The following is a 22,245-nucleotide window of genomic DNA, read 5'->3' on the forward strand; positions in this document are numbered from 1 at the left end:
CTCCGCTCCCGGCGCGCTTGCCCAAACCGACCAACCCAACTACCAATCCCAAACCCGCAGACTCTCGTTATGAACGAGGGACCACCGGGGGGCAGGTCAGTTGGCGTTCAGCCATTCGGCGCCGAGGGCGCCGCCTGCCCGCCTCAGCGCAGGATCGGCACCTGCGGCGCCGCGGTCTCGGGCAGCAGCCCGGTCAGGCGCGGATCGTCGGCGATCTCCACCTGGCGCCGCCACGGGACGAACCCGCTGCGGATGTAGAAGGGCAGCGCCTGCGGGCTGTCCAGCGTGCAGGTATGGACGTGGAAGCGCGCGATGCCGGGGCGCCAGGCCATCTCGATCGCGCGGTTCATCAGCCAGCGCCCCACCCCGCCGCCGATCAGCTCGGACGCGAGGCCGAAAAACGCCAGCTCGCATTCGCCCTCCTGCCGGAAATCCAGCTCCAGCAGGCCCTTGTCCGCGCCACCCGCGCGCAGGGCGTAGACCTCGACCCGCGGGTCGCGCAGGATCGCCGCCAGCGCCTCCTCCGCCATCACGAGGCGCGAGAACCACAGCCAGTCCTCGGCGCCGACCGCGCGGAACAGGGCGCGATACCAGTCGGCGGCGGGCGCCTGCACGCGCGTCAGGGTCACGCCCTCAGGCGCGCCCGCCGGACGCAGCGGCACCCGCGCGCGCATCTCCAGATGCGTGACCACCGCCGCCAGCTTGCCCGGCGGCACGTCGTAGAACCCGTTCTTCAGCTCCATCGCCCTGCCCCTTTTCTCGGTCCCGCCTCCGGGCTAAGGGCGGCCGGGCGCGATGGCAAGGGGTGCGACGCAAAAGGGCCGCCCAACCGGGCGGCCCCTGCATTCCGTTCCCGGAAGGCGTCTTATTCGTCTTCCAGGGCCTCGACGGCCTTTTGCAGGTCGTCCTTGGAGACCTCTTTCTCGGTGACCTCGGCCAGCTCGAACAGGTAGTCCACGACCTTGTCCTCGTAGAGGGGCGCGCGGATCTGCTGCTGCATCTGCGGGTTCTGCTGCACGAACTGGAAGAAGGCCTGCTCCTGACCCGGGTACTGGCGGGCCTGGTTCATCATGGCCTGGGTCATCTCCGCGTCGGTCACCTCGACCTCGGCCTTGCGGCCCAGTTCGGCCAGCAGCAGCCCGAGGCGCACGCGGCGCTCGGCCAGCTTCTTGTGCTCGTCGGTGGGCTCGATCTCGCCATGCTCATGGCCGTGCACCTCGGGGTGCTCCTCGTGCCACAGCTGATGCGCGATCTGCTTGGTCTCGGCCTCGACCAGGCTCGGCGGCAGCTCGAAGCTGACCATCTCGTCGAGGATGTCCAGCAGCTTGCGCTTCATCACCGCGCGCGAGGCGCCGGCGTATTCGGCCTCCAGGCGCTCGGCGACCTGGGCCTTCAGCGCCTCCAGATCCTCGGAGCCGAAGCGCTTGGCCAGCTCGTCGTCGATCTCGGCCGCCTTCGGGGCCTTCACGGCCTTGATCTTGCACTCGAACACGGCATCCTTGCCGGCCAGGTGCTCGGCGCCATACTCGGTCGGGAAGGTCACCTCGACATTCTTCTCGTCGCCGGCCTTCGCGCCCTTCAGCTGATCCTCGAAGCCGGGGATGAACGCGCCCGAACCCAGCACCAGCGGGTAATCCTCGGCCGCGCCGCCCTCGAAGGCTTCGCCGTCGACCTTGCCGAGGAAGTCGAACACGACCTGATCGCCCTCGTCGGCGGCGCCGTCCTTGTCCTCGAACTCCTGAGCGGTTTCGGCGAGGTTCTTCAGCGCGTCCTGCACGTCCTCGTCGGCGGCCTTGACCACCAGCTTCTCTAGGCTGACGCCCTTCATGTCCAGCTCGGGGACGTCGGGCAGCGCCTCATAGGTCATCTCGACGACGACGTCGTCGCCCTCTTTCCAGTCCTCGTTGGTCATCTTGACGTCGGGCTGGGCCGCCGGGCGGGCGCCGGTTTCCTCGAAATGCGCGTTCATGGCGCCGTCGACGCTTTCCTGCATCGCCTCGCCCAGCAGGCGCTGGCCGAACTGCTTCTTCAGCAGGGCCATGGGCACCTTGCCCTTGCGGAAGCCCTTCATCTCGATCTCGGGCTGGGCCTCGACCAGTTTCTCGTTGACCTTGGCCTCAAGTTCGGCGGCGGTGACGGTGATCTGATAGCCGCGCTTCAGACCTTCGTTCAGGGTCTCGGTGACCTGCATGTGTCTTCCTCTCTCACATCCTTGGTGCGGGTGGAGGGACTTGAACCCCCACGCCATAGGCGCCAGAACCTAAATCTTATGAATTGTGTTACAATTCAATGACTTAGGCGATTTGTTAGTCACTTTTTTCGCCCTTTCTAGGGGTAAAGTGACTAACTACGACCTCGAGAAATTCCCCAGGGCTAGCCCACAAGAAAAATCCACCCGCTGATGCTCACCGAAGTGAGCCGTTTGACGTGCCGCTATTAGAGAAAAACCCGGCGGGAATCCACCCAAAAAACTGACGCGCGGGCCACCTCATGCTACAACGCGCATTTCACGACTTCAGGTTGAGCGAACGGGGCAAGTTGGACCCGGGCACCAAGTGATGGCTTTCCAGCGACACATATGGACGGTGCCCTATGAAGCCCGAATCCCTTCAATCTCTCCAAACTCAGAATCGCTGGTCACCCAATCGGCGACTGCATGGATGAGTTCCTTCTCATCCCACCGGGCGGCCCCCTTCATGCAGCATTCCCAGACGATCAGGACGCGCCATCCAGCAGCCCGAAGTGCGGAAGTATTCAAGGCATCTCTCTCGCGGTTGCGGCTGATCTTCGGCCCCCAATAGCTCTTGTTGGTCTTTGGCGATCGGCCCAGGCAGTCGTGGCCATGCCAATAACAGCCGTGGACTTGGATCACAGCATGGTAGCGAGGAAGGACGATATCCGGACGCCCCGGCAAATCCCTACGATGGAGTCTGAAACGGAAACCGCAGGCGTGGAGCCCGCGGCGAATAATCATTTCCGGTTTCGTATCTCTTGACCTGATCCGCGCCATGTTCTCGGACCGGGTCATCGGTTGTCCTGTCATAGATTGGAGATATGCTCCTTGGCCGCCGCGGGAAACTTGTCGATCAGCCATTTCAGAACCTTCTGCTGATCGGATGATCGGGCGCGTCTAATTCTGGCTAGCAAGTCTGCTTCATCCGGCCTGATCGGCGTGATATTGGCCAATCCCTCATTGCAGATTGAGCACTGAGCCTTAAGATTGTCCGGATCATCGGTGCCCCCCTTACTCTTGTCCAAGATATGTCCAAGATGCAGCCGGGTTTTTCTCCCAGAATCGTAAGGATGGGGTTGGCCTGCTTCAGCGCCGCAAGTCTGGCATGTATAGCCGTCTCGCTCGAGAACTATGGCCCGGGTTTCCTTCGAAATCTTCCTCGCGTTTTTCGGTCGCGGAACCGGATCTAGCAGTAGATATTGGCCCGCCTTCAGATCGGCCCGATCATTGTGGGTCAGAATCTGGTACCCTTCTTCATCACGAAGTTCTCGAACGCGTCGAGCCCATTCCGTAATGTTCTTAGCAACGGGCCTCAGCTCGTCGCCATCCATTACTCGACCGATATTCTTCAAGAAATGGCGCCTGAGAAGGGAACGAGCCCCCTCTACCTTTCTTCCTGCCACGACTCGATCTCCCCAGTAGGTTCGATCGATTATGTAATCCAGAGTTCAGGCTATGCAACCGAGCGGCGACTTTCTTCCTCAATATCAGCGGCATCCAGAGCCGCATGGATCCTGCCAGCCACGGCCGCTGCGACCGGCGGAGGGAAGGCGTTGCCGACCTGGCGGTACGCAGCGGTTTTCCGCCCCGCGAACTTCCATTCCAGCGGGAAACCTTGAAGCAGGGACACCATCGGGACCGTGAGGCGAGGCATGCCGACAAAATCCCGATCCGGCGGGGCGTCGGCCACACCTTTTCCGCAGACGCCAAGGGTCGCCCAAGCCTTCTTTGCTCGGGTCGGTCCGAGGTCGGGGCCCCCGTGCTTCTTTGAACCACCAACCACGGTGGGCGCAATGTCGTCCGCCATTTTCTTCCATTTGGCGGCACCTCGCCAGCCTCTGGCCTTCATTAGAGGGTAGAGGACCTCGCCAACGGATTTTGGGTTGTCCTCTTCAACCTGAGGCCAGTGGAAATGCTTCCACTCGTCCTTGCGCAGGGCAACGATCACCACCCGCGGGCGCAACTGAGAGACACCGAAATCGGATGCGTTCAGAAGACGCCAGTCGCATTCGTAGCCGAGATCATTAAGCCGGTTCTTCAGTTCCAAACGGTAGTCTTCGAATACAGCGCCCAGAAAGCCACGAACGTTCTCCAACATCACCGCACGAGGTTTGATCTCCTCGACAAGTCTCAAGGCCTCAGGGAACAGATCCCGCTCGTCAGCCGCACCCAGCTGTTTCCCCGCAATAGAGAAAGGCGGACAAGGAACACCTCCGGCGAGCAGATCGGCACCTTCATACGGCATACCGCTGAACTGCCGCACGTCGCCTTCGATTACATTCCAGGCCGGCCGGTTCAGTCGGAGTGTTTCACACGCGATACGTTCGATTTCGAGCAGCGCGGCGGGTTCAAATTTTGCATACTCAAGACCAAGAGCTTGACCGCCAGCTCCTGCACAGATCTCCACGCATGTTCTTGCCATGTTCCCGCCTCCTGCTTCGTCTTTGAGTGGCTATTTAGCCAGAGTCGCGACGCCCACACAAGAACAGATCGACAACATCATGTGGGAGGCGCAAGCACACACCCTACTGGTAGGGATTCTAAATATGCTCCACATCATGCGCGGTCACAGTAAACGCTGACAGATTAATGAGCGGCTAACAGACCTTGTCTTACCGGGGCGGATGCCGACGGGCGCTTGGCCCCTACCTAGACACACCGCCCCCCGCGGTGCTAGAGCCGGGACATGTTGGACAAGAACCCAAAAGCCTTCGCCAAACTCTATCTGTGGATCGTCTTCGCGGTGCTGGTCGGCCTATTTATCGCGACTAGGCAGCACTAGCCTTGTAGTTCAGGCCTGTTGCCCCCGCCGAAGCCGCACCCAAACATTTGCCCCGTAAAGTAGCTGAAGTAGGTACGCAGCAACCACTTCCGCCGGTCGAGGTGTTCCCCGCAAGCGGGCCAAGTGTGGCCCATCACTCCGGCGCTCGAGTTGATCTTCAGGAAAACTCGGCTCCCGCGGGGAGCATAGATTGGCGCTACACCGCGGCCAAGGACCTCGCGAAGACCCGCTGCACCAACACCATGATCCATGGCAGTCACCGGTCACCTGACCCAGGAATTGGAGAAAAACACCTTGGCCAAGGCGATCAGAAGCGCCTGTCAAAGGCCGCTCAACAGCACCATCAGCAGCAGAGCACAAAACGTGAAAGTGACTAACAAAGTGACCAGCATGGCACTTTTGACCCAAAAGCGGAACAAAAGCGAACAGAATTTCCCTTTGAAATCAGTATGGTGCGGGTGGAGGGACTTGAACCCCCACGCCAAAGGCGCCAGAACCTAAATCTGGTGCGTCTACCAGTTCCGCCACACCCGCTAAACCACGAAGGCAGCCCAAAGGGCCGCCCCGGAATTTCGCGCCCTTCTAGCAAAGCCTGCCCGGGGATGCGAGAGGAAAAAGAACCGCGGAAAGCGGGCCGCGTTTACCGATTTTTGACACATTCTGGTGTCATGATGAAGGAGGAGAAAGGCACCCCCCGCTTCGCGGCCATCAGCGAGACCCGTCATGACCTATTACAGACCCGAGAATTTGAGGCCCTCCTCGCGGATCAGGCGCTACCCCGCCGCAACCATGCCGGCCGGCACGATCGTCCTGACCCTGCGCGGCGCGCTGCCGGTGGAGGATATCCACCTCGGCGACCGCGTATGCACCCGCTCCGGCGCGAGCCCGGTGAAACGCGTGCATACCTACGACCAGCAACATTTCACTCTTGAGTTCGACGAGCACCAGACCGTCTATGTGCTCGGCGACCATTGCTTCCCACATTACACGGTGCACGATGACAGCGGACAGGACTCCAAATGACAGCCGCGCCCGGGCACGGCGCGCTTCCGACGACGACGGGGCCCCGGCGGGACTGACCGCCGGCACCGTCGTCCTGACGATGGATGGCGCGATGCCGGTCGAATTTCTGTGCTCCGGCGACCGGATCATCACCCGCGCCGGCATGCGCGTGCTCCGTCGCATCGACACACCCGCGCCACGGGCGTTCCGCCTCGAATTCGATCACCCGCAGGTGATCTATGCCGACGGGCGACCGGTCCACGCCGGCACCTGCAGCCCTGCGCCGGCCTGAAGTTCCAGCGCGCGGAGCACCCGCGGCAGGACCTCCGGCAGATCCTCGGCGATCAGGCCGGGGCCGAATTCCAGAGCAGCCTCCACATGCAGCGCGGCGGCGGTTTCGGCCGCGCGCATCGGCGCCAGCCCGCGCGCGAGCAGCCCGGTGATGAACCCCGCCAGAACATCCCCCGCCCCGGCCGTCGCCAGCCAGGGCGCGGCGCGCGCGTAGCAGGCCGCGTTGACCACGCAGCGCCCGGTCGGATCGGCGATCACCGTGTCCGCCCCCTTGAACAGCACCACGCAGCCCGCACGCGCCGCGGCGGCGCGGGTCGCCTCGACCTTCGACCAGGCCGGGCCGCTCTCGGCGGGGGCCTCCAGTTTCGCGGCGATGTCGGGAAAGAGGCGCGCGAACTCGCCGCCATGCGGGGTCAGCACGCAGCCGCCATGCAGCATCTCGAACAGCGCCTCGGGCGCCTCCGCGAACACGCTCAGCGCATCGGCGTCCAGCACGCAGGCCCGGCCCGATTGCAGGGCACGGCGGACCAGGTCGCGGGTCTCGCCCCCCAGGCCCAGCCCCGGGCCGAGGCACAGCGCGTTGAGCCGCGCATCCTCAAGCAACTCGTCCAGCCCCGCGGCGCCGTCGCAGTGCCGCAGCATGATCGCGGTCAGCTGCGCCGCGCATTCCTCAAGCGCCGATTTCGGCGCCGCCACGGTAACCAGCCCCGCCCCGATCCTGAGCGCGCCGCGCGCCGCCAGCCGCGCCGCGCCCGAGCGCGCCTTCGGCCCCGACAGGATCAGCGCGTGACCGTGGGCGTATTTGTGATCGCCCTGCGACTTCGCCATGAGCGCGGGGTCCGCGGGCGCGGCGCGGTGGCAGAGATCGGGCGCCTCCGGCGGGAGTATTTTCTCCCAAGAAGAAAGCCCGATGTCCTTGCAGACCAGCCGGCCGCAATGGCGGGGGCCGTCGCCGAGCACATGGCCGAGCTTGGCGCGGTGAAACGTCACCGTCAGATCCGCCGACACCGCCGCGGGACCATGCAGCCCCTCCCCGGCCAGCACCCGGCCGCTGTCCGCGCACAGACCGCTGGGGATGTCCACCGCGACGATGGCGGGGCGGCCCTCGCCCCGCCCCGACAGCAGCCGCAGAAGCGCATCGAGCCCCTCGAGCGGCCGGACAAGGCCGATGCCGAACAGCGCATCGACCACGACATCCGCCTGCAGATCGTCGCGGGCCGTGGCCTCCTCGATCGTGCCCGGCCTGCGCCCCCAGCGCTCGAAATTGGCCCGGGCGTCAGGGGGCAGCGCCGCCGGATCGCCGTAGAGGAACAGCTCCACCGCCCAGCCCCAGGCCTCCAGCAGCCGCGCCACGACGAAGCCGTCGCCGCCGTTGTTGCCCGGCCCGCAGAGCACCGCCGCGCGCTGCGGCGCGCGGGCGAGCGCCGGCCATTCCTCGAAGATGGCCTCGACCACGCCGCGGCCGGCGCGCTCCATCAGCTCCAGCCCGGAGACCGCGCCGGAGCCCATCGCGGCCTGCTCGATGGCGCGCATTTGGGCAGATGTCAGAAGTTCACGCATTCCTTGGCGCCTCAAAAGTTCACAAACCGCACATCACAGCAGCAAGTTGCACAATTTTTAATCACGTCATTCGGAATCCGCGCGGGCGGCTTCCGCCGTCCAGCCTAGCCAATTGTAGCCGCGCGGCGAAAGTGGTCTGTGACCAATCGAACGCATATTCCAAGGGAGTCGGCAGCCGTGAAGAAAATCGAGGCGATCATCAAGCCCTTCAAGCTCGACGAGGTGAAAGAGGCGCTGCAGGAGATCGGCGTGCAGGGTCTCAGCGTGATCGAGGTCAAGGGCTTCGGCCGTCAGAAAGGCCATACCGAACTCTATCGCGGCGCGGAATACGTGGTGGATTTTCTGCCCAAGGTTAAGATCGAGGTGGTGCTGCCCGACGATCTGGTCGACAACGCGGTCGAGGCGATCATCACCGCGGCCAAGACCGGCAAGATCGGCGACGGCAAGATCTTCGTCTCGCCGGTCGAGCAGGCGATCCGCATCCGCACCGGCGAATCCGGCGAAGACGCATTGTAATAATCGGCACGGGCCCCCTGCCCGGCCAGACGAGACCAATCCAAAGAAGGGAAGAAGGTCACATGAGCAAAGACGCAGTTCTCAAGGCCATCGCGGACGAAGGTGTCGAATATGTCGACATCCGCTTCACCGACCCGCGCGGCAAGTTGCAGCACGTCACCGTGGTGTCTGACCTGGTGGACGAAGATTTCCTCGACGAAGGCTTCATGTTCGACGGCTCGTCGATCGCCGGCTGGAAGTCGATCGAAGCTTCGGACATGAAGCTGATGCCCGACACCAACAGCATCTACATGGATCCGTTCTACGCCGAGAAGACGCTGGCGATCCATTGCTCGGTCGTCGAGCCCGACACCGGCGAGCATTACGAGCGCGACCCGCGCGGCACCGCCGAGAAGGCCGAGGCCTATCTGAAGTCCTCCGGCATCGGCGACGTCTCCTACTGGGGCCCCGAGGCCGAATTCTTCGTGTTCGACGATGTGCGCTACTCGGTCGAGATGAACAAGGTGTCCTACCAGGTGGACGCGCAGGACGCGGCCTGGAACACCGACACCGAGTATGAGATGGGCAACACGGGCCACCGCCCGGGCGTCAAGGGCGGCTACTTCCCGGTGAACCCGCTCGACGACGCGCAGGATCTGCGCTCGGAGATGCTGTCCACCATGAAGCGCATGGGCATGAAGGTCGACAAGCACCACCACGAGGTGGCGACGTGCCAGCATGAGCTGGGGCTGATCTTCGGCACCCTGGTCGAGCAGGCCGACCACCTGCAGAAATACAAATACGTCATCCACAACGTGGCGCATGCCTATGGCAAGTCGGCCACCTTCATGCCCAAGCCGATCTACGGCGACAACGGCACCGGCATGCATGTCAACATGTCGATCTGGAAGGACGGCAAGCCGCTCTTCGCGGGCGATAAATACGCCGACCTCAGCCAGGAGGCGATCTACTACATCGGCGGCATCCTGAAGCACGCCAAGACGCTGAACGCCTTCACCAACCCCTCCACCAACTCCTACAAGCGCCTGATCCCCGGCTTCGAGGCCCCGGTTCTCCGCGCCTACTCGGCCCGCAACCGTTCGGGCTGCGTCCGGATCCCGTGGACGGAATCGCCGAAGGCCAAGCGCGTCGAGGCCCGCTTCCCCGACCCGTCCGCCAACCCCTACCTGGCCTTCTCGGCGCTGCTGATGGCCGGTCTCGACGGGATCAAGAACAAGATCGATCCGGGCGAGGCGATGGACAAGAACCTCTACGATCTGCCCGCCGAAGAGCTGCAGGGCATCCCCACCGTCTGCGCCAGCCTGCGTGAGGCGCTGGAGTGCCTGGAGGCCGATCACGACTTCCTGCTGGCCGGCGACGTGTTCACCAAGGACCAGATCCAGGGCTACCTGAACCTGAAGTGGGAAGAGGTCTACGCCTACGAGCACACCCCGCACCCGATCGAGTTCAAGATGTACTACAGCTGCTGATCCCCCGGGACAGAGCGATTTGGAAAGGCCCCCGCGCGTCGGGGGCCTTTTTCTTGTGCGCCGGCCGCGAATCCTTTGAGGCGGCTGCCGGCAGAGCGCCACGCCCGCGTGGCGAACGACGCGAATCCCCCGTCTTCCGGATGATCCTCATGCCGACACCCCGGCCCGGCGCGGCCGATGCGGCCCCGCGCCGCCGCCGTTGCGCCGAAATGCGTTTCCAATGTGGCGAGAATGGTTAACGCCTGCCCAATTGGAACGGAAATCTCCCCAATCAAGCCCAACTGTCTCCCCATTCCCCGGCCAGTGTCGAAGCAACGGAAAACATCCGGGTTACGGAGTTGAACCATGTCGGATTTCACGAGCAGCACGACCGCGACCATCCTGTTTGATGGCCCGCCGGATCTCGATTTCGTCGGTCTGATCAACGAGTTGAAGCGGACGTTCCGCAATATCGCCCTCGAATTCGACGAGATCGAGGTGGACGAGCACCTCTACGCGCTGTTCACCAACGACCGCCTGACGCTGCGCGTCGCCCGCGGCCAGGTGCCGGTCGCGGCCGAGGCGCTGGCCGCCTCGGGCCGCCCCAACCAGGTGCGCAGCTCGGAGGAGGAAATCGCCGGGATGCTGCATGACTACACCGACACGCTGACCGTGTCGGTCTCCGATGGCGCCGGCCGCAGCGTGCCCGAGCGGCTGCGCGTGTCGGTCTGCTACCACGTCGTGCGCCAGGTGCTGCGCAGCCACGAGGCAAGCCTGGTGCATTGGCACCACACCAACACCCTGTTCACCGCCGAAGAGTTCGAGAACCCGACCAACGCGCAACCCACGGTGACGCCGCGCCGTCCCAAGGCCACCGGAAACCGCGTGCCGCGCCCCAAGCCGCTGGAGGGCACCCTTCCGGGCGGGCTGGGCCGGTTTTCGGCCGGCTACATGGGCGTGGCGGAGAACCACACCCGCCTCGACGAGAGCTTCGCCCAGGTCGTCGATCCCGAGCACGCCCAGATCCACGATGCCGAAACCGTCGAGGACACCCCGCGCAGCGGCTGGACGGACATCCTGCCCAACATTGCCCCCAGCGAGGAAAAGCTGCGCCGCTCGCGCCTGGCGATCTTCGCCAGCGACCTGATCGAGATCGAGGACGTCAAGCTCGATGCGCCCAAGGCGGAGCCCGAACTGCCCGAGCAGCTGACCGTCTATGTGATGACCCTGACCATCATGGTGATGATGTTCCCGGCCGGGTTCGCGATGATGATCTACAACATCCTCGCCGGCGAGAACCTGAAGATGACGGCGCGGGCGATGGCGCTGACCGGCGTCGGCATCGCGCTGAACTTCGCGGGCATCACCGACCAGCTGATCTCGCTGATCTGATCGCCCCGCGACACCGACAGGGCCCCGCCGCGCGCGGGGCCTTTCGTGTTTGGGCGACGCCGCCCCCTGGCCTCACGGCCGGGCGTAGAGCATCAGCCCCCAGTCGCCCAGCGCCCGGTGCAGCGGCGCCCAGGCGGCGGCGAATCCCACCGGGTCGAGCCCCGCGCGCTGCGCGATCCCGCCCAGGCTGCGCCGTCCGTCGATCGCCGCCAGCAGAGGGGCCGCGGATTTCGGCAGCGGCACGGTGATCTTCTCGGCCCCCTGGGTCAGGCGCAACGCGCCCTTGGCGGCCGCCACCCGCGCCAGTTGCGCCCCCGTGCCGCCCTTGATCTGCGGCACCAGGCTCAGGTCCGAGGGCCGCGCCAGCGCCTGCGCCCCCCGCCCCGCCGCCACCGCATAGGCGACATGGGTCTTGATCGTGCCGCGCAGTTTCTCCGCCAGCGCCATGCGCTGGGTCCGGTCCAGCCCCGCCGGCGCGCGCACGCCCTCGGGCAGCAGAAGGTCCAGATCGTAAAGCGCCGGCTGGGTGAAGCTGACCAGTTCCAGCCCCGCCCGCGCGAGGCTGTCGTCAAGCTCGTTCACCGTGTAGGGCCGGTCCTGGCTGTGCAGCAGCAGGTCGTAGAACCCCGCGTCGCTGGCGTCGTGATCGACCAGATGCGGGTTGCGCTTGAACGGGTGACCCTCGGGCAACCCCGCGAAGACCCGCTTCGCCATCGTCAGCTTGTCCCGCGGCGCCAGCCCCGCCCCGAGCGCGCCGAACGCCTCCTGCAAGGGATAGACGCCCGAGCGCCCGTAAGGCGCATAGACCATCAGCCCGATCCCGCCGCCCGGCGCCAGCGCGCGCGACAGCGCGTCGAACCCCGCCTGCGGCTCGGGCAGGTGATGCAGCACCCCGCAGCAATCGATATAGTCGAAGGTGCCGTAATCGGCGGCCTCCAGCAGGCTGCCGGTCTCGAACCGGATGCCGGTCAGCCCGCGCACCCGCGCCCGCTCCTCCGCGATGGCGCGCGCGGCGGTGGAAAGGTCGAGATAGGTGATTTCGTAGGGCCGCCCCGCCGCCGTCAGAAGCGCGGCCAGCTGGATCAGCCCGTCGCCCGTCCCGCCCCCGGCGATCAGCGCGCGCAGCGGCCGCGTCCAGTCGCGCTGGCCCGCGAACAGGAAATGGTCGATCTCCCAGGGGTGCGAGGGCGAGCCGGTGATCAGCCGCCGGCGCTCATCCGCCGGGTCGCGTTCGGGATAGGGATAGGCCTCGTATTGCGCCTGCACCTCGCTCATCGGCGCATGTCCCGTCCGGCAGCCGCGTGACCGTCCAGCGTCGCCTTCTGGTCTGCCGAGAGATCCTCCACCCGAACGACATAGGTGTGGATCGAGAACACCACGGCGCGACTCTCGGGAAGGCGCAGCAGGCATTGCCGCTCGGACCGCATGAAGGGCGCGGCGCCCGCCGCGTCGCTGCGCGGCGCGGCCTCCGGGCGCGGCTGGAACAGCGCCGGATCCTCGTAGAGATGCGCGTTCGCCCGCCACAGCATCCGCCCCGGCGCGAGGCCGTCGAACAGGCGCTGCACGCGCCGGGCGATATCCTCGTCATAGGGCGCCACCGGGACATGGAGGCGGATCAGCGGGCGCATGAATTTCTCCGCCAGCGTCCAGCTGGCGGGAAAACACAGCGCCGCGCCGGTCAGCACATGCTCCGCGCCGCGCTTTTCCATCAGGCACAGATCCTCCTGCACCAGCCGCCCGGCGGTCAACAGCGGCGCGTCGCGGTCGATCGGCACGCGCACCCCGTCGGGCCGGGTCACGGCCCCCTGCGCGATCCCGAAATCGCCGCGCGCGGCCAGATGCGCCAGCACCCTGTCCAGCAGCTCCCGCGCCGCCGGCAGCGCGGCCGGGTCGAGGGCATGGACCTTGTCCGGCGCCTGCGCGAACAGCCGGTCGCGCTCGGCCATCTGGCCGGCGTAGGCCTCGTCCACCACCAGCCAGTCGGCCGGGTCGAGCGGCAGGATCCCCGGCAGACGCGACATCCGCGGGTCCGCCCAGGGCGTGTGGGGAAGTGTTTTCTGCAGGATCGCCATGCCCCCCTTATAACGCCCCCGCGCGCCTCTCAAAGGCCGAATCCGTCCCCCGGCGCAGCGCCGTCACAGGCCCTCACCAAGGCGTGACGCAGGCAGCCTCCGGGTTGCGGCCGGCGGGCGCGCGGCCCACTCTGGGCCCGACAAGTCACAGCAGGGATCACATCATGCCGATGGAAAGACTCACCTTCCCGGGCCATGCCGGCGCCCCGCTCGCCGCCCGGCTCGACCTGCCCGAGGGGCCGCATCTGGCCACCGCGCTTTTTGCCCATTGCTTCGCCTGCGGCGAGGATATCGCCGCGGCGCGCCGCATCGCGCAAAGGCTGGCCGCGATGGGCATCGCGGTGCTGCGATTCGATTTCACCGGGCTCGGCCATTCGGGCGGAGAGTTCGGAAACGCCCGCTTTGCTGCCAACGTGCAGGATCTCGAGGCCGCCGCCCGCCACCTGGAGACCCGCGGCATGGCGCCCGACCTGCTGATCGGCCATTCGCTGGCCGGCGCGGCGGTGCTGAAAACCGCGCCGCGCCTGGGCAACGTCAAGGCGCTGGTGACCATCGGCGCCCCCTTCGACCCCGATCATGTCGCCCGCAACTTCGCCCCCGCCCATCCCACGCTGACCCCCGCGGGGGTGATCGAGATGTCGCTGGGCGGCAGGACCGTCCGCGTCGCCCGCGATTTCGCCGACGACATCGCCGCCGAGCGGCTGGAACCCGCCATCGCCGGGCTGAACCGCGCGCTGCTCGTGATGCACGCGACGCGCGACGGGGTGGTGGGGATCGAGAACGCCCACGCGATCTTCCGCACCGCCGGGCATCCCAAGAGCTTCGTCACCCTGGACGATGCCGATCACCTGGTCTCCGACCCCGCCGATGCCGAATACGCGGCCGACATGATCGCCGCCTGGGTCGCCCGACGGCTCGGCCTCCAGGCCCCGCCCCCGCCCCCCGGCGCGCCCGAGGGCATCGTCCGCGTCTGCGAGATCGACCCCGAGGGCTTCCTGCAGGACGTCCAGCACGGGCCGCATCACCACGCGCTGGCGGACGAACCCGAAGCCTATGGCGGCACCAACCGCGGCATGTCGCCCTACGGTTTCCTCGCCGCCGGCCTCGGCGCCTGCACCTCGATGACCCTCCGCCTCTATGCCCGGCGCAAGGGCTGGCCGCTCGCCCATCTGCGGGTAGACGTCACCCATGACAAGGTCCACGCCCAGGACGCCGCGCATGGCGCCGAGCTCAAGATCGACCGCTTCATCCGCGAGATAACGCTCGAGGGGGAACTCGATGCCGACCAGCGCGCCCGCCTGCTCCAGGTCGCGGACAAATGCCCGGTGCACCAGACCCTGACCCGCAGTTCCAAAGTCGAAACCCGCCTGCGCGACTGAGCCCGCGGCGCATTTTGAGTATTTATGCCAAGAAGAAGCCCCCAGCCCCCTTCTTCTTGGCGCCAAATACTCTCGCGCCGCAGGCGCGAAACAACTGCCCGAAGGGCAAAAAGAAATGAGGCGCAGCCAACGGCTGCGCCTCTCGATTTCACAAACGGCGGAACCCCGGTCAGCCGCGGGCGCGGCCGACCAGCTTCCACGCGCCCGGCACGATCAGCGCCGCCAGCACCAGCTTCAGCGCGTCGCCGACGAGGAACGGGGTGAGACCCCATTCCAGGATCGGCTTGTCCCAGCCGTAGAGCTGCCCCAGCCACAGCAGGCCCGGCACATAGATCAGCGCGTTGCCCACCAGCATCGCGGCGCCCATGCCCAGCACCGAACGGTCCATGCCGCGGCGCGCGGCCAGGCCCAGCGCCAGCGTGGCCAGAACGTAGCCCAGCAGGTAGCCGCCGGTGCCGCCCATCATGTATTCGAGACCGGCCTTTTCCGCCGAGGAGCCGGCGAAGACGTCGAAGCCCAGCGCGCCCACGGCCATATAGCCCAGGATGGTCGCCAGACCCAGCCGCGGCCCATAGGCCGCACCGATGGTCAGCACGGCGAAGGTGCCCATGGTCACCGGCACCGGCCACATCGGCACCTTGATCTTGGCGGCGATCGCCAGAACGGCGACGCCCAGCACCACCAGCGCCGCCTGCTTGATGCGGCGCGCCGTCCCCTCGTTCGCGCCGAACGCTTCGCTCAGCACCCTGTCCGTCATTGCAAGAGCCATCCCCGGATCTCCCTTTCTACAGTGTTTGCAGCTTTGTGCCCCAGCGCCGCGTGTCGCGCAAGGTTTCAATCACACCAGCCGAGCGTAGGTGCTTCGCATGAGGTAATCCTTGCGCCGTCCGCTCACGCGCCATTCGGCCCGCCACTCCGGCCAGCGCCGGAAATCGTAGCGCACCTGGTAGAGGTCGGGCGGGCAGTCATGGCCGGCCTCGGGCCGCGCCCCGGGCGCGATCAGGTGAAAGGGCCGGCCGTCGTGAAAGAAAACCGCGATATCGCCGCCCTCGGCACGCCACAGGTAGCGCCGGGCGGCGGCCAGCGGCGGCTGGCCGGGCAGGATCAGCGTTCCCGCCTCATCGCACAGCAGTCCACCGGCGGCCTCGCGCGTGAAGGTGGCCGTGCCGGAAAACCGCGCCCTCTGGCCCGCCTTCGCGTCGTCGATTTCGCGCTCCAGGCGCCAGCGTCCCTCGAAGTCCGCCAGCGCCGGGCGCGTGCCCTCGGTCTGCTGCATGCTTGCCCCCTTTCGCCGCGCCCGCTATGAGACCCGGCAAACCCCGGAAACACAAGGTTGCGCCGATGATCCCCCGTTATTCCCGCCCCGAGATGACCGCCATCTGGTCGCCCGAGACCAAGTTTCGCATCTGGTTCGAGATCGAGGCCCATGCCTGCGATGCGCAGGCCGAGCTGGGCGTGATCCCGAAAGAGAACGCCGAGGCCGTCTGGAAGGCCAAGGATGTCGAGTTCGACGTCGCCCGCATCGACGAGATCGAGGCCGTCACCAAGCATGACGTCATCGCCTTCCTCACCCACCTGGCCGAGCATGTGGGCTCCGAACAGGCACGTTTCGTCCACCAGGGCATGACCAGCTCGGACGTGCTGGACACCTGCCTCAACGTGCAGCTGACCCGCGCCGCCGACATCCTGATCGCGGATATGGACAAGGTTCTCGACGCGCTCAAGCGCCGCGCCTTCGAGCACAAGGATACGGTCCGCATCGGCCGCAGCCACGGCATCCATGCCGAGCCGACCACGATGGGCCTGACCTTTGCCCGTTTCTACGCCGAGATGGACCGGGGCAAGCGCCGCCTGATCGCCGCGCGCGAGGAGATCGCCACCGGAGCGATCTCGGGCGCGGTGGGCACCTTCGCCAATATCGACCCGGCCGTGGAAGAGCATGTCTGCAAGATGATGGGGCTCACGCCCGAGCCGATCTCCACCCAGGTGATCCCGCGCGACCGCCACGCGATGTTCTTCGCCACGCTGGGCGTGATCGCCAGCTCGATCGAGAACATCGCGATCGAGATCCGCCACATGCAGCGCACCGAGGTTCTGGAAGCCGAGGAGTTCTTCTCCAAGGGTCAGAAGGGCAGCTCGGCCATGCCGCACAAGCGCAACCCGGTGCTCAGCGAGAACCTCACCGGCCTCGCCCGCCTGGTGCGCATGTCGGTGGTGCCGGCGTTGGAGAACGTTGCGCTCTGGCATGAGCGCGACATCTCGCACAGTTCGGTCGAGCGCGGCATCGGGCCGGACACCACCGTGACCCTCGACTTCGCGCTGAACCGTCTGGCCGGACTGATCGAAAAACTGGTGGTCTATCCCGAGAACATGCTGGCGAACATGAACAAGTTCCGCGGCCTGGTGATGAGCCAGCGCGTGCTGCTGGCCCTGACGCAGGCCGGCGTGTCGCGCGAGGACGCCTACCGCCTGGTGCAGCGCAACGCGATGAAGGTCTGGGAGGAAGGCAAGGACTTCAAGACCGAGCTTCTGGCCGACCCCGAGGTGACCGCCGCGCTCAGCCCTGCCGAGATCGAGGAGAAATTCGACCTCGGCTACCACACCAAGCATGTGGACACGATCTTCGCCCGCGTTTTCGGCGAATGATACCTGAACGCGCCCGGCTGGTCCGGGCGCGTTTTGACCGGACGGCAAGCCGTGCTAGCATTCCGCGCATTGAGAAACGGAGAGCTTTGCCATGTCCATTAAGACCGTTCTTGCCGCGCTTGCACTGACCCTCTCGCCCGCCCTGGCGCTGGCCAACGGCTGCCAGTGGGAAAAGACCGCCCATCAGTGCGGGGAAAACCAGAGCTTCGACGCCGCCACCGGCGCCTGCGTCGACAAGGCCACCAGCTGAGCGCGACCCGGCCCGCGCTTGTGATCGCCGCCCGCCGGAACTATGTCTGACCGCACCCCGAAGGCGTGGGGATGGACAAGCCAGGCGGGACGATGGCCGAGGACAAGAAGAACAAGGCGAAGCGCGGACGTGGCGTAGGCTCGTGGCTGCTCAATGCGGTGGTGCACGGGCTGATCCGCGGTGCGCTGCGCCTGCCCTACGCGCGCCGCATCCCGCTGGCCGGCTGGGTGATGTCGCGCGTGCTGGCACCGCTGGCCGGCTATGACCGGCGCATCCGCGACAACCTCGCCCTCGTCTGCCCCGACCTGCCCGAGGCCGAGGTCAGGCGGCTGCAGCGCGCCGTGCCCGACAATGCGGCGCGCAGCTGGATGGAGATGTATTCCGGCGCCGAATTCATCGCCCGGGTCAAGGACAGCCCGATCCGCGGCCCCGGCCTGCCGGCCCTGGAAGAGGCCCACCGGGCCGGCCGGCCGGTGGTGCTGGTCACTGGCCATTTCGGCAATTACGACGTCGCCCGCGTGGCGCTGATGGCGCGGGGCTACCGCATCGGCGGGCTCTACAACCCGATGCGCAACGTCTATTTCAACAAGCACTATGTCGCGGCGCTGGAGCGTATCGGGCAACCCGTCTTTCCCCGCGGGCGGCGCGGGCTGGCGAATCTGCTGCGCTTCCTGAAATCGGGGGGGATGACGGCCTTCCTGGTCGATCTCAACGTCAAGCGGGGGGTGCCGCTGAGGTTCTTCGGCGCGCCCGCCAAGACCGCCCTGTCGGCCGCCGAGCTGGCGCTGAAATTCGACGCGCCGCTGGTGCCGGCCTATGGCATCCGCCAGCCCGACGGGTTGAGCTTCGAAGTGGTGATCGAGGCCCCGATCCCGCCCGGAGATCCGGCCGACATGATGCAGGCGGTGAACGACAGCATCGAGGCGATGGCGCGGCGCCACATGGGGCAGTGGTTCTGGATCCACCGCCGCTGGAAGGCCTGAGCCCGGCGCCGGGCCGGTCTCAGCGCAGCCGCGCCGCGGCCAGGATGCGCCCCGGCCCGTGGCGCTGCACCAGCACCACCGCCGGCTGCTCTCCCCCGGCCTGCACCGCCAGTTCCAGCGGCGCGGTGCCGTCCCAGTCCGCGAGGGCGCGCCATTCGGTCACGATATTGCTATAGCGCAGGGTGCGCCCGCTGTTCTCGCCGCGCTTGATCTGCACCGTCTTCTCGGGGAGGTAGCGCACCAGTTGCACCCGCATCGGCCCCGGCTTGGCGCTGCGTGCGCGGACCACGAAGCCACCCTCGCGGCGCTCCACCCCCAGCTCGACCGGCGAAGGCGCGGCGCGGTGGGCGGCGATCAGGTCAGCCACCTGCATGGGCTGAAGCCCGACGACGTGATCGACCCCGCCGATCACCATCTGCGGCGTGTAGACGGTGCGCGCGCCGGCGGCGCGGGCATAGGCCTTCTGCCGGGCGGTGAAGCCGGGGTTGGCGAAAATGTCCTTCCAGCCGATGTAATCCCAATAGTCCACATGCAGCGCCAGCGCGATCACGTCATCGCGCTGCGCCAGTTCGGCCAGGAAGGCGTCGGCCGGCGGACAGGAAGAGCAGCCCTGCGAGGTATAAAGCTCGATCACCACGGGCCGCTCGCCGGCCCAGGCCGCCGCCGCGGCCATCCAGAGCGATAGAATCGAGCCGATCACTGCGCGCATGAACATGCCTTTTCCCGGGTTGCCAATGCCTCTTTCCTAAGCCAGCAGACGGGGCCTTGCCAATCAAGGTTTCGAGAGAGCGGCGCGAGCGGGATTTTTTGTGCACCGTGGTATACAAATTAGCATCCTCCCCCTTGATCGCGCGGGCGCGATCAGGCAAGAGCAGGCCAGCAGATACCCCCGTTGCATCTGAGGGAGCCAACCATGACCATCATCGTCGGACAAGACACCGCCAAGACCCGCCGCACGCTCAGCGCGGGCGGCGCCACCGTCGCCTATTACTCGATCCCCGCCGCCGAAGCCGCGGGCCTGGGCGATTTCTCGCGCCTGCCCGCCGCCCTGAAAGTGGTGCTGGAGAACATGCTGCGCTTCGAGGACGGCAAGACCGTCTCGACCGATGACATCAAGGCCTTCGCGGAATGGGCCCAGAAGGGCGGCAAGAACCCCCGCGAGATCGCCTATCGCCCGGCGCGCGTGCTGATGCAGGACTTCACCGGCGTTCCGGCCGTGGTGGATCTGGCCGCGATGCGCGACGGCATCAAGGCGCTCGGCGGCGACGCGCAGAAGATCAACCCGCTGAACCCGGTGGACCTGGTCATCGACCACTCGGTCATGATCGACGAGTTCGGCAACCCGCGCGCCTTCCAGATGAACGTGGACCGCGAATATGAGCGCAACCTGGAGCGCTACACCTTCCTCAAATGGGGTCAGAAGGCGTTCAACAACTTCCGCGTCGTGCCGCCGGGAACCGGCATCTGCCACCAGGTGAACCTGGAATACCTGGCCCAGACCGTCTGGACCGACGCCGACCAGAACGGCGAGCAGGTCGCCTATCCCGACACGCTGGTCGGCACCGACAGCCACACCACCATGGTCAACGGCATGGCCGTGCTGGGCTGGGGCGTGGGCGGCATCGAGGCCGAGGCCGCGATGCTGGGCCAGCCGATCTCGATGCTGATCCCCGAGGTCGTGGGCTTCAAGCTGACCGGCCAGATGGTCGAGGGCACCACCGGCACCGACCTGGTTCTGAAGGTCGTCGAGATGCTGCGCAAGAAGGGCGTGGTGGGCAAGTTCGTCGAATTCTACGGCGAGGGTCTCGATCACCTGCCGCTGGCCGACCGCGCGACCATCGCCAACATGGCCCCCGAATACGGCGCCACCTGCGGCTTCTTCCCGATCGACGACGAGACCCTGCGCTACCTGCGCCAGACCGGCCGCGACGAGGACCGCATCGCGCTGGTCGAGGCCTATGCCAAGGAGAACGGCTTCTGGCGGACAGCCGATTACAGCCCGGTCTACACCGACACGCTGGAACTCGACATGGGCACCATCGTGCCCGCGATCTCGGGTCCCAAGCGCCCGCAGGACTACACGCCCCTGAACCAGGCCGCCGAGAGCTTCTACAAGGTGGTCAGCGAGTTCCGCGGCATCGACACCACCGACGAGGCGCGCGACATGGCCGCCGAGGGCGACACCATCACCGCGTCGAACGACGTCCGCAAATCGGTCGCGGTGGCGGGCGAGGAATACAAGCTGCGCGATGGCTCGGTGGTGATCGCCTCGATCACCTCCTGCACCAACACCTCGAACCCCTATGTGATGATCGGGGCCGGCCTGGTGGCGCGCAAGGCGCGCGCGCTGGGGCTGACCCGCAAGCCGTGGGTCAAGACCTCGCTGGCGCCGGGCAGCCAGGTCGTGTCGGAATACCTGGAGGCCGCCGGCCTGCAGGAGGATCTCGACGCCATCGGCTTCAACCTGGTGGGCTATGGCTGCACCACCTGCATCGGCAACTCCGGCCCGCTGCAGAAGGAAATCTCCGAGGCGATCTCCAAGGCCGATCTGGTCGCCACCGCCGTTCTGTCGGGCAACCGCAACTTCGAGGGCCGCATCAGCCCCGACGTGCGCGCCAACTACCTGGCCTCGCCGCCGCTGGTGGTGGCCTACGCGATCGCGGGCGACATGAACATCGACCTCAGCTCCGAGCCGCTGGGCGAGGACAAGGACGGCAACCCCGTCTACCTCAAGGACATCTGGCCGACCAACAAGGAGGTCGCCGACCTGGTGCATGAGACCGTCACCCGCGAAGCCTTCCAGAAGAAATACGCCGATGTCTTCAAGGGCGACGACAAGTGGCAATCGGTCGAGACCACGGATGCCGAGACCTATGACTGGCCGGCCAGCTCGACCTACATCCAGAACCCGCCCTATTTCCAGGGCATGGGGACCGAGGCCGGCACGATCTCGAACATCGAGGGCGCGCGCGTTCTGGCGATCCTGGGCGACATGGTGACCACCGACCACATCTCGCCCGCGGGTTCCTTCAAGGCCGAAACGCCCGCCGGCAAATACCTGACCGAGCGCCAGGTGCCGGTGCGCGAGTTCAACTCCTACGGCTCGCGTCGCGGCAACCACGAGGTGATGATGCGCGGCACCTTCGCCAACATCCGCATCCGCAACGAGATTCTGGACGGGGTCGAGGGCGGCTACACCAAGGGCCCGGACGGCGCGCAGACCGCCATCTTCGACGCGGCAATGGCCTACAAGGAGGCCGGCACCCCGCTGGTGATCTTCGGCGGCGAGCAGTACGGCGCGGGCTCCTCGCGCGACTGGGCGGCCAAGGGCACCAGCCTGCTGGGCGTGAAGGCCGTGATCGCCGAAAGCTTCGAGCGCATCCACCGCTCGAACCTGGTGGGCATGGGCGTCATCCCCTTCGAGTTCACCGGCGGCGACACCCGCAAGTCGCTGGGCCTGAAGGGCGACGAGACGGTCTCGATCCACGGGCTCGAAGGCGATCTGAAACCGCTGAGCGAGGTGCCCTGCACCATCACCTACGCGGATGGTTCGACCAAAGAGATCGCGCTGAAATGCCGGATCGATACCGCGGTCGAGAAGGAATACGTCGAGAACGGCGGCGTGCTGCACTACGTTCTGCGCAACCTCGCCAAGGCCTGAGGCCCGGCGCCTGAAACATTCGAACCCGCC

20 protein-coding genes and 1 tRNA gene are annotated in these 22,245 nt (G+C 66.4%); 9 read left to right on the forward strand and 12 right to left on the reverse strand.

The features are described 5' to 3' along the window. Positions 1 to 143: 143 nt before the first annotated feature. The 6 genes from KCI33_RS15950 to KCI33_RS15975 all read right to left on the reverse strand — a co-directional run bounded on the left by KCI33_RS15950 (position 144) and on the right by KCI33_RS15975 (position 5,549). Positions 144 to 743 (reverse strand): GNAT family N-acetyltransferase, encoded by a 600-nt coding sequence (locus KCI33_RS15950; RefSeq protein ID WP_212525800.1) that lies wholly within the window; start codon positions 741 to 743, stop codon positions 144 to 146. A 122-nt stretch (positions 744 to 865) separates the two neighbouring features. Beyond that, positions 866 to 2,191 carry a trigger factor gene (gene tig / locus KCI33_RS15955; RefSeq protein ID WP_212525801.1) on the reverse strand — a complete coding sequence of 442 codons (1,326 nt, stop codon included), beginning with the start codon at positions 2,189 to 2,191 and terminating at the stop codon, positions 866 to 868. A 399-nt stretch (positions 2,192 to 2,590) separates the two neighbouring features. Then, positions 2,591 to 3,028: a very short patch repair endonuclease gene (locus KCI33_RS15960; protein ID WP_249139109.1), complete on the reverse strand. Its 438-nt coding sequence runs from the start codon at positions 3,026 to 3,028 to the stop codon at positions 2,591 to 2,593. A gap of 11 nt (positions 3,029 to 3,039) precedes the next feature. Continuing rightward, positions 3,040 to 3,564 carry an HNH endonuclease gene (locus KCI33_RS15965; protein WP_212525803.1) on the reverse strand — a complete coding sequence of 175 codons (525 nt, stop codon included), beginning with the start codon at positions 3,562 to 3,564 and terminating at the stop codon, positions 3,040 to 3,042. A gap of 122 nt (positions 3,565 to 3,686) precedes the next feature. Further along, complete coding sequence (locus KCI33_RS15970) at positions 3,687 to 4,655, reverse strand: DNA cytosine methyltransferase (RefSeq protein ID WP_212525804.1); 969 nt, start codon at positions 4,653 to 4,655, stop codon at positions 3,687 to 3,689. Between the two features lie 810 nt (positions 4,656 to 5,465). Further along, positions 5,466 to 5,549 (reverse strand) — tRNA-Leu (locus KCI33_RS15975). A 189-nt stretch (positions 5,550 to 5,738) separates the two neighbouring features. On the opposite strand from KCI33_RS15975, the gene KCI33_RS15980 reads away from it, so the two are divergent. Next, entirely contained in the window at positions 5,739 to 6,038 is a 300-nt protein-coding gene (locus KCI33_RS15980) for a hypothetical protein (protein ID WP_212525805.1), read from the forward strand. Between the two features lie 216 nt (positions 6,039 to 6,254). On the opposite strand, the gene KCI33_RS15985 is transcribed toward KCI33_RS15980, so the two are convergent. Beyond that, positions 6,255 to 7,868, reverse strand: a complete 1,614-nt coding sequence (locus tag KCI33_RS15985) for an NAD(P)H-hydrate dehydratase (protein WP_212525806.1) — start codon at positions 7,866 to 7,868, stop codon at positions 6,255 to 6,257. Positions 7,869 to 8,045: 177 nt separating this feature from the next. Between KCI33_RS15985 and KCI33_RS15990 the strand changes: the two genes are divergently transcribed. The 3 genes from KCI33_RS15990 (at position 8,046) to KCI33_RS16000 (ending at position 11,224) form a co-directional block, all read left to right on the forward strand. Further along, positions 8,046 to 8,384, forward strand: a complete 339-nt coding sequence (locus tag KCI33_RS15990; protein WP_212525807.1) for a P-II family nitrogen regulator — start codon at positions 8,046 to 8,048, stop codon at positions 8,382 to 8,384. A gap of 62 nt (positions 8,385 to 8,446) precedes the next feature. After that, positions 8,447 to 9,853, forward strand: coding sequence for a type I glutamate--ammonia ligase (gene glnA / locus KCI33_RS15995; RefSeq protein WP_212525808.1), 1,407 nt, complete (start codon positions 8,447 to 8,449; stop codon positions 9,851 to 9,853). A 345-nt stretch (positions 9,854 to 10,198) separates the two neighbouring features. Then, entirely contained in the window at positions 10,199 to 11,224 is a 1,026-nt protein-coding gene (locus KCI33_RS16000; RefSeq protein ID WP_212525809.1) for a hypothetical protein, read from the forward strand. A gap of 72 nt (positions 11,225 to 11,296) precedes the next feature. Here KCI33_RS16000 and KCI33_RS16005 read toward each other — a convergent pair whose 3' ends face one another. Beyond that, the gene (locus KCI33_RS16005; protein ID WP_212525810.1) at positions 11,297 to 12,499 is read right to left on the reverse strand and encodes a class I SAM-dependent methyltransferase; all 1,203 of its coding nucleotides are present in this window, start codon (positions 12,497 to 12,499) and stop codon (positions 11,297 to 11,299) included. Continuing rightward, positions 12,496 to 13,296 carry a DUF3445 domain-containing protein gene (locus KCI33_RS16010; RefSeq protein WP_212525811.1) on the reverse strand — a complete coding sequence of 267 codons (801 nt, stop codon included), beginning with the start codon at positions 13,294 to 13,296 and terminating at the stop codon, positions 12,496 to 12,498. The genes KCI33_RS16005 and KCI33_RS16010 overlap by 4 nt, the downstream gene beginning before the upstream one ends. 164 nt (positions 13,297 to 13,460) lie before the next feature. Between KCI33_RS16010 and KCI33_RS16015 the strand changes: the two genes are divergently transcribed. Next, positions 13,461 to 14,675, forward strand: coding sequence for a bifunctional alpha/beta hydrolase/OsmC family protein (locus tag KCI33_RS16015; RefSeq protein ID WP_212525812.1), 1,215 nt, complete (start codon positions 13,461 to 13,463; stop codon positions 14,673 to 14,675). A 169-nt stretch (positions 14,676 to 14,844) separates the two neighbouring features. Here the strand turns inward: KCI33_RS16015 and KCI33_RS16020 are convergent, their stop codons facing one another. After that, complete coding sequence (locus tag KCI33_RS16020; RefSeq protein WP_212525813.1) at positions 14,845 to 15,444, reverse strand: biotin transporter BioY; 600 nt, start codon at positions 15,442 to 15,444, stop codon at positions 14,845 to 14,847. A gap of 69 nt (positions 15,445 to 15,513) precedes the next feature. Beyond that, positions 15,514 to 15,951, reverse strand: coding sequence for a DUF6314 family protein (locus KCI33_RS16025; RefSeq protein ID WP_212525814.1), 438 nt, complete (start codon positions 15,949 to 15,951; stop codon positions 15,514 to 15,516). A gap of 65 nt (positions 15,952 to 16,016) precedes the next feature. On the opposite strand from KCI33_RS16025, the gene purB reads away from it, so the two are divergent. The 3 genes from purB to KCI33_RS16040 all read left to right on the forward strand — a co-directional run bounded on the left by purB (position 16,017) and on the right by KCI33_RS16040 (position 18,554). Then, positions 16,017 to 17,321 carry an adenylosuccinate lyase gene (purB, locus tag KCI33_RS16030; protein ID WP_212525815.1) on the forward strand — a complete coding sequence of 435 codons (1,305 nt, stop codon included), beginning with the start codon at positions 16,017 to 16,019 and terminating at the stop codon, positions 17,319 to 17,321. A 91-nt stretch (positions 17,322 to 17,412) separates the two neighbouring features. Continuing rightward, positions 17,413 to 17,571: a hypothetical protein gene (locus KCI33_RS16035; protein ID WP_212525816.1), complete on the forward strand. Its 159-nt coding sequence runs from the start codon at positions 17,413 to 17,415 to the stop codon at positions 17,569 to 17,571. Positions 17,572 to 17,642: 71 nt separating this feature from the next. Further along, the gene (locus tag KCI33_RS16040; protein WP_249139110.1) at positions 17,643 to 18,554 is read left to right on the forward strand and encodes a lysophospholipid acyltransferase family protein; all 912 of its coding nucleotides are present in this window, start codon (positions 17,643 to 17,645) and stop codon (positions 18,552 to 18,554) included. A 19-nt stretch (positions 18,555 to 18,573) separates the two neighbouring features. On the opposite strand, the gene KCI33_RS16045 is transcribed toward KCI33_RS16040, so the two are convergent. Beyond that, the gene (locus tag KCI33_RS16045) at positions 18,574 to 19,269 is read right to left on the reverse strand and encodes a DUF1223 domain-containing protein (RefSeq protein WP_212525817.1); all 696 of its coding nucleotides are present in this window, start codon (positions 19,267 to 19,269) and stop codon (positions 18,574 to 18,576) included. 198 nt (positions 19,270 to 19,467) lie between these two features. Between KCI33_RS16045 and acnA the strand changes: the two genes are divergently transcribed. Next, the gene (gene acnA / locus KCI33_RS16050) at positions 19,468 to 22,215 is read left to right on the forward strand and encodes an aconitate hydratase AcnA (RefSeq protein ID WP_212525818.1); all 2,748 of its coding nucleotides are present in this window, start codon (positions 19,468 to 19,470) and stop codon (positions 22,213 to 22,215) included. Positions 22,216 to 22,245 lie beyond the last annotated feature (30 nt).

The sequence above is a fragment of the Actibacterium sp. MT2.3-13A genome (genome assembly GCF_018139985.1).
Taxonomy (GTDB): Bacteria; Pseudomonadota; Alphaproteobacteria; order Rhodobacterales; family Rhodobacteraceae; genus JAGSOU01.

Coding starts and splice junctions, on each gene's coding strand:
- KCI33_RS15950 (WP_212525800.1), bottom strand. CDS start 743: ATGGAGCTGAAGAACGGGTTCTACGACGTGCCGCCGGGCAAGCTGGCG.
- tig (WP_212525801.1), bottom strand. CDS start 2,191: ATGCAGGTCACCGAGACCCTGAACGAAGGTCTGAAGCGCGGCTATCAG.
- KCI33_RS15960 (WP_249139109.1), bottom strand. CDS start 3,028: ATGACCCGGTCCGAGAACATGGCGCGGATCAGGTCAAGAGATACGAAA.
- KCI33_RS15965 (WP_212525803.1), bottom strand. CDS start 3,564: ATGGATGGCGACGAGCTGAGGCCCGTTGCTAAGAACATTACGGAATGG.
- KCI33_RS15970 (WP_212525804.1), bottom strand. CDS start 4,655: ATGGCAAGAACATGCGTGGAGATCTGTGCAGGAGCTGGCGGTCAAGCT.
- KCI33_RS15980 (WP_212525805.1), top strand. CDS start 5,739: ATGACCTATTACAGACCCGAGAATTTGAGGCCCTCCTCGCGGATCAGG.
- KCI33_RS15985 (WP_212525806.1), bottom strand. CDS start 7,868: ATGCGTGAACTTCTGACATCTGCCCAAATGCGCGCCATCGAGCAGGCC.
- glnA (WP_212525808.1), top strand. CDS start 8,447: ATGAGCAAAGACGCAGTTCTCAAGGCCATCGCGGACGAAGGTGTCGAA.
- KCI33_RS16000 (WP_212525809.1), top strand. CDS start 10,199: ATGTCGGATTTCACGAGCAGCACGACCGCGACCATCCTGTTTGATGGC.
- KCI33_RS16005 (WP_212525810.1), bottom strand. CDS start 12,499: ATGAGCGAGGTGCAGGCGCAATACGAGGCCTATCCCTATCCCGAACGC.
- KCI33_RS16010 (WP_212525811.1), bottom strand. CDS start 13,296: ATGGCGATCCTGCAGAAAACACTTCCCCACACGCCCTGGGCGGACCCG.
- KCI33_RS16015 (WP_212525812.1), top strand. CDS start 13,461: ATGCCGATGGAAAGACTCACCTTCCCGGGCCATGCCGGCGCCCCGCTC.
- KCI33_RS16020 (WP_212525813.1), bottom strand. CDS start 15,444: ATGGCTCTTGCAATGACGGACAGGGTGCTGAGCGAAGCGTTCGGCGCG.
- KCI33_RS16025 (WP_212525814.1), bottom strand. CDS start 15,951: ATGCAGCAGACCGAGGGCACGCGCCCGGCGCTGGCGGACTTCGAGGGA.
- purB (WP_212525815.1), top strand. CDS start 16,017: ATGATCCCCCGTTATTCCCGCCCCGAGATGACCGCCATCTGGTCGCCC.
- KCI33_RS16035 (WP_212525816.1), top strand. CDS start 17,413: ATGTCCATTAAGACCGTTCTTGCCGCGCTTGCACTGACCCTCTCGCCC.
- KCI33_RS16040 (WP_249139110.1), top strand. CDS start 17,643: ATGGACAAGCCAGGCGGGACGATGGCCGAGGACAAGAAGAACAAGGCG.
- KCI33_RS16045 (WP_212525817.1), bottom strand. CDS start 19,269: ATGTTCATGCGCGCAGTGATCGGCTCGATTCTATCGCTCTGGATGGCC.
- acnA (WP_212525818.1), top strand. CDS start 19,468: ATGACCATCATCGTCGGACAAGACACCGCCAAGACCCGCCGCACGCTC.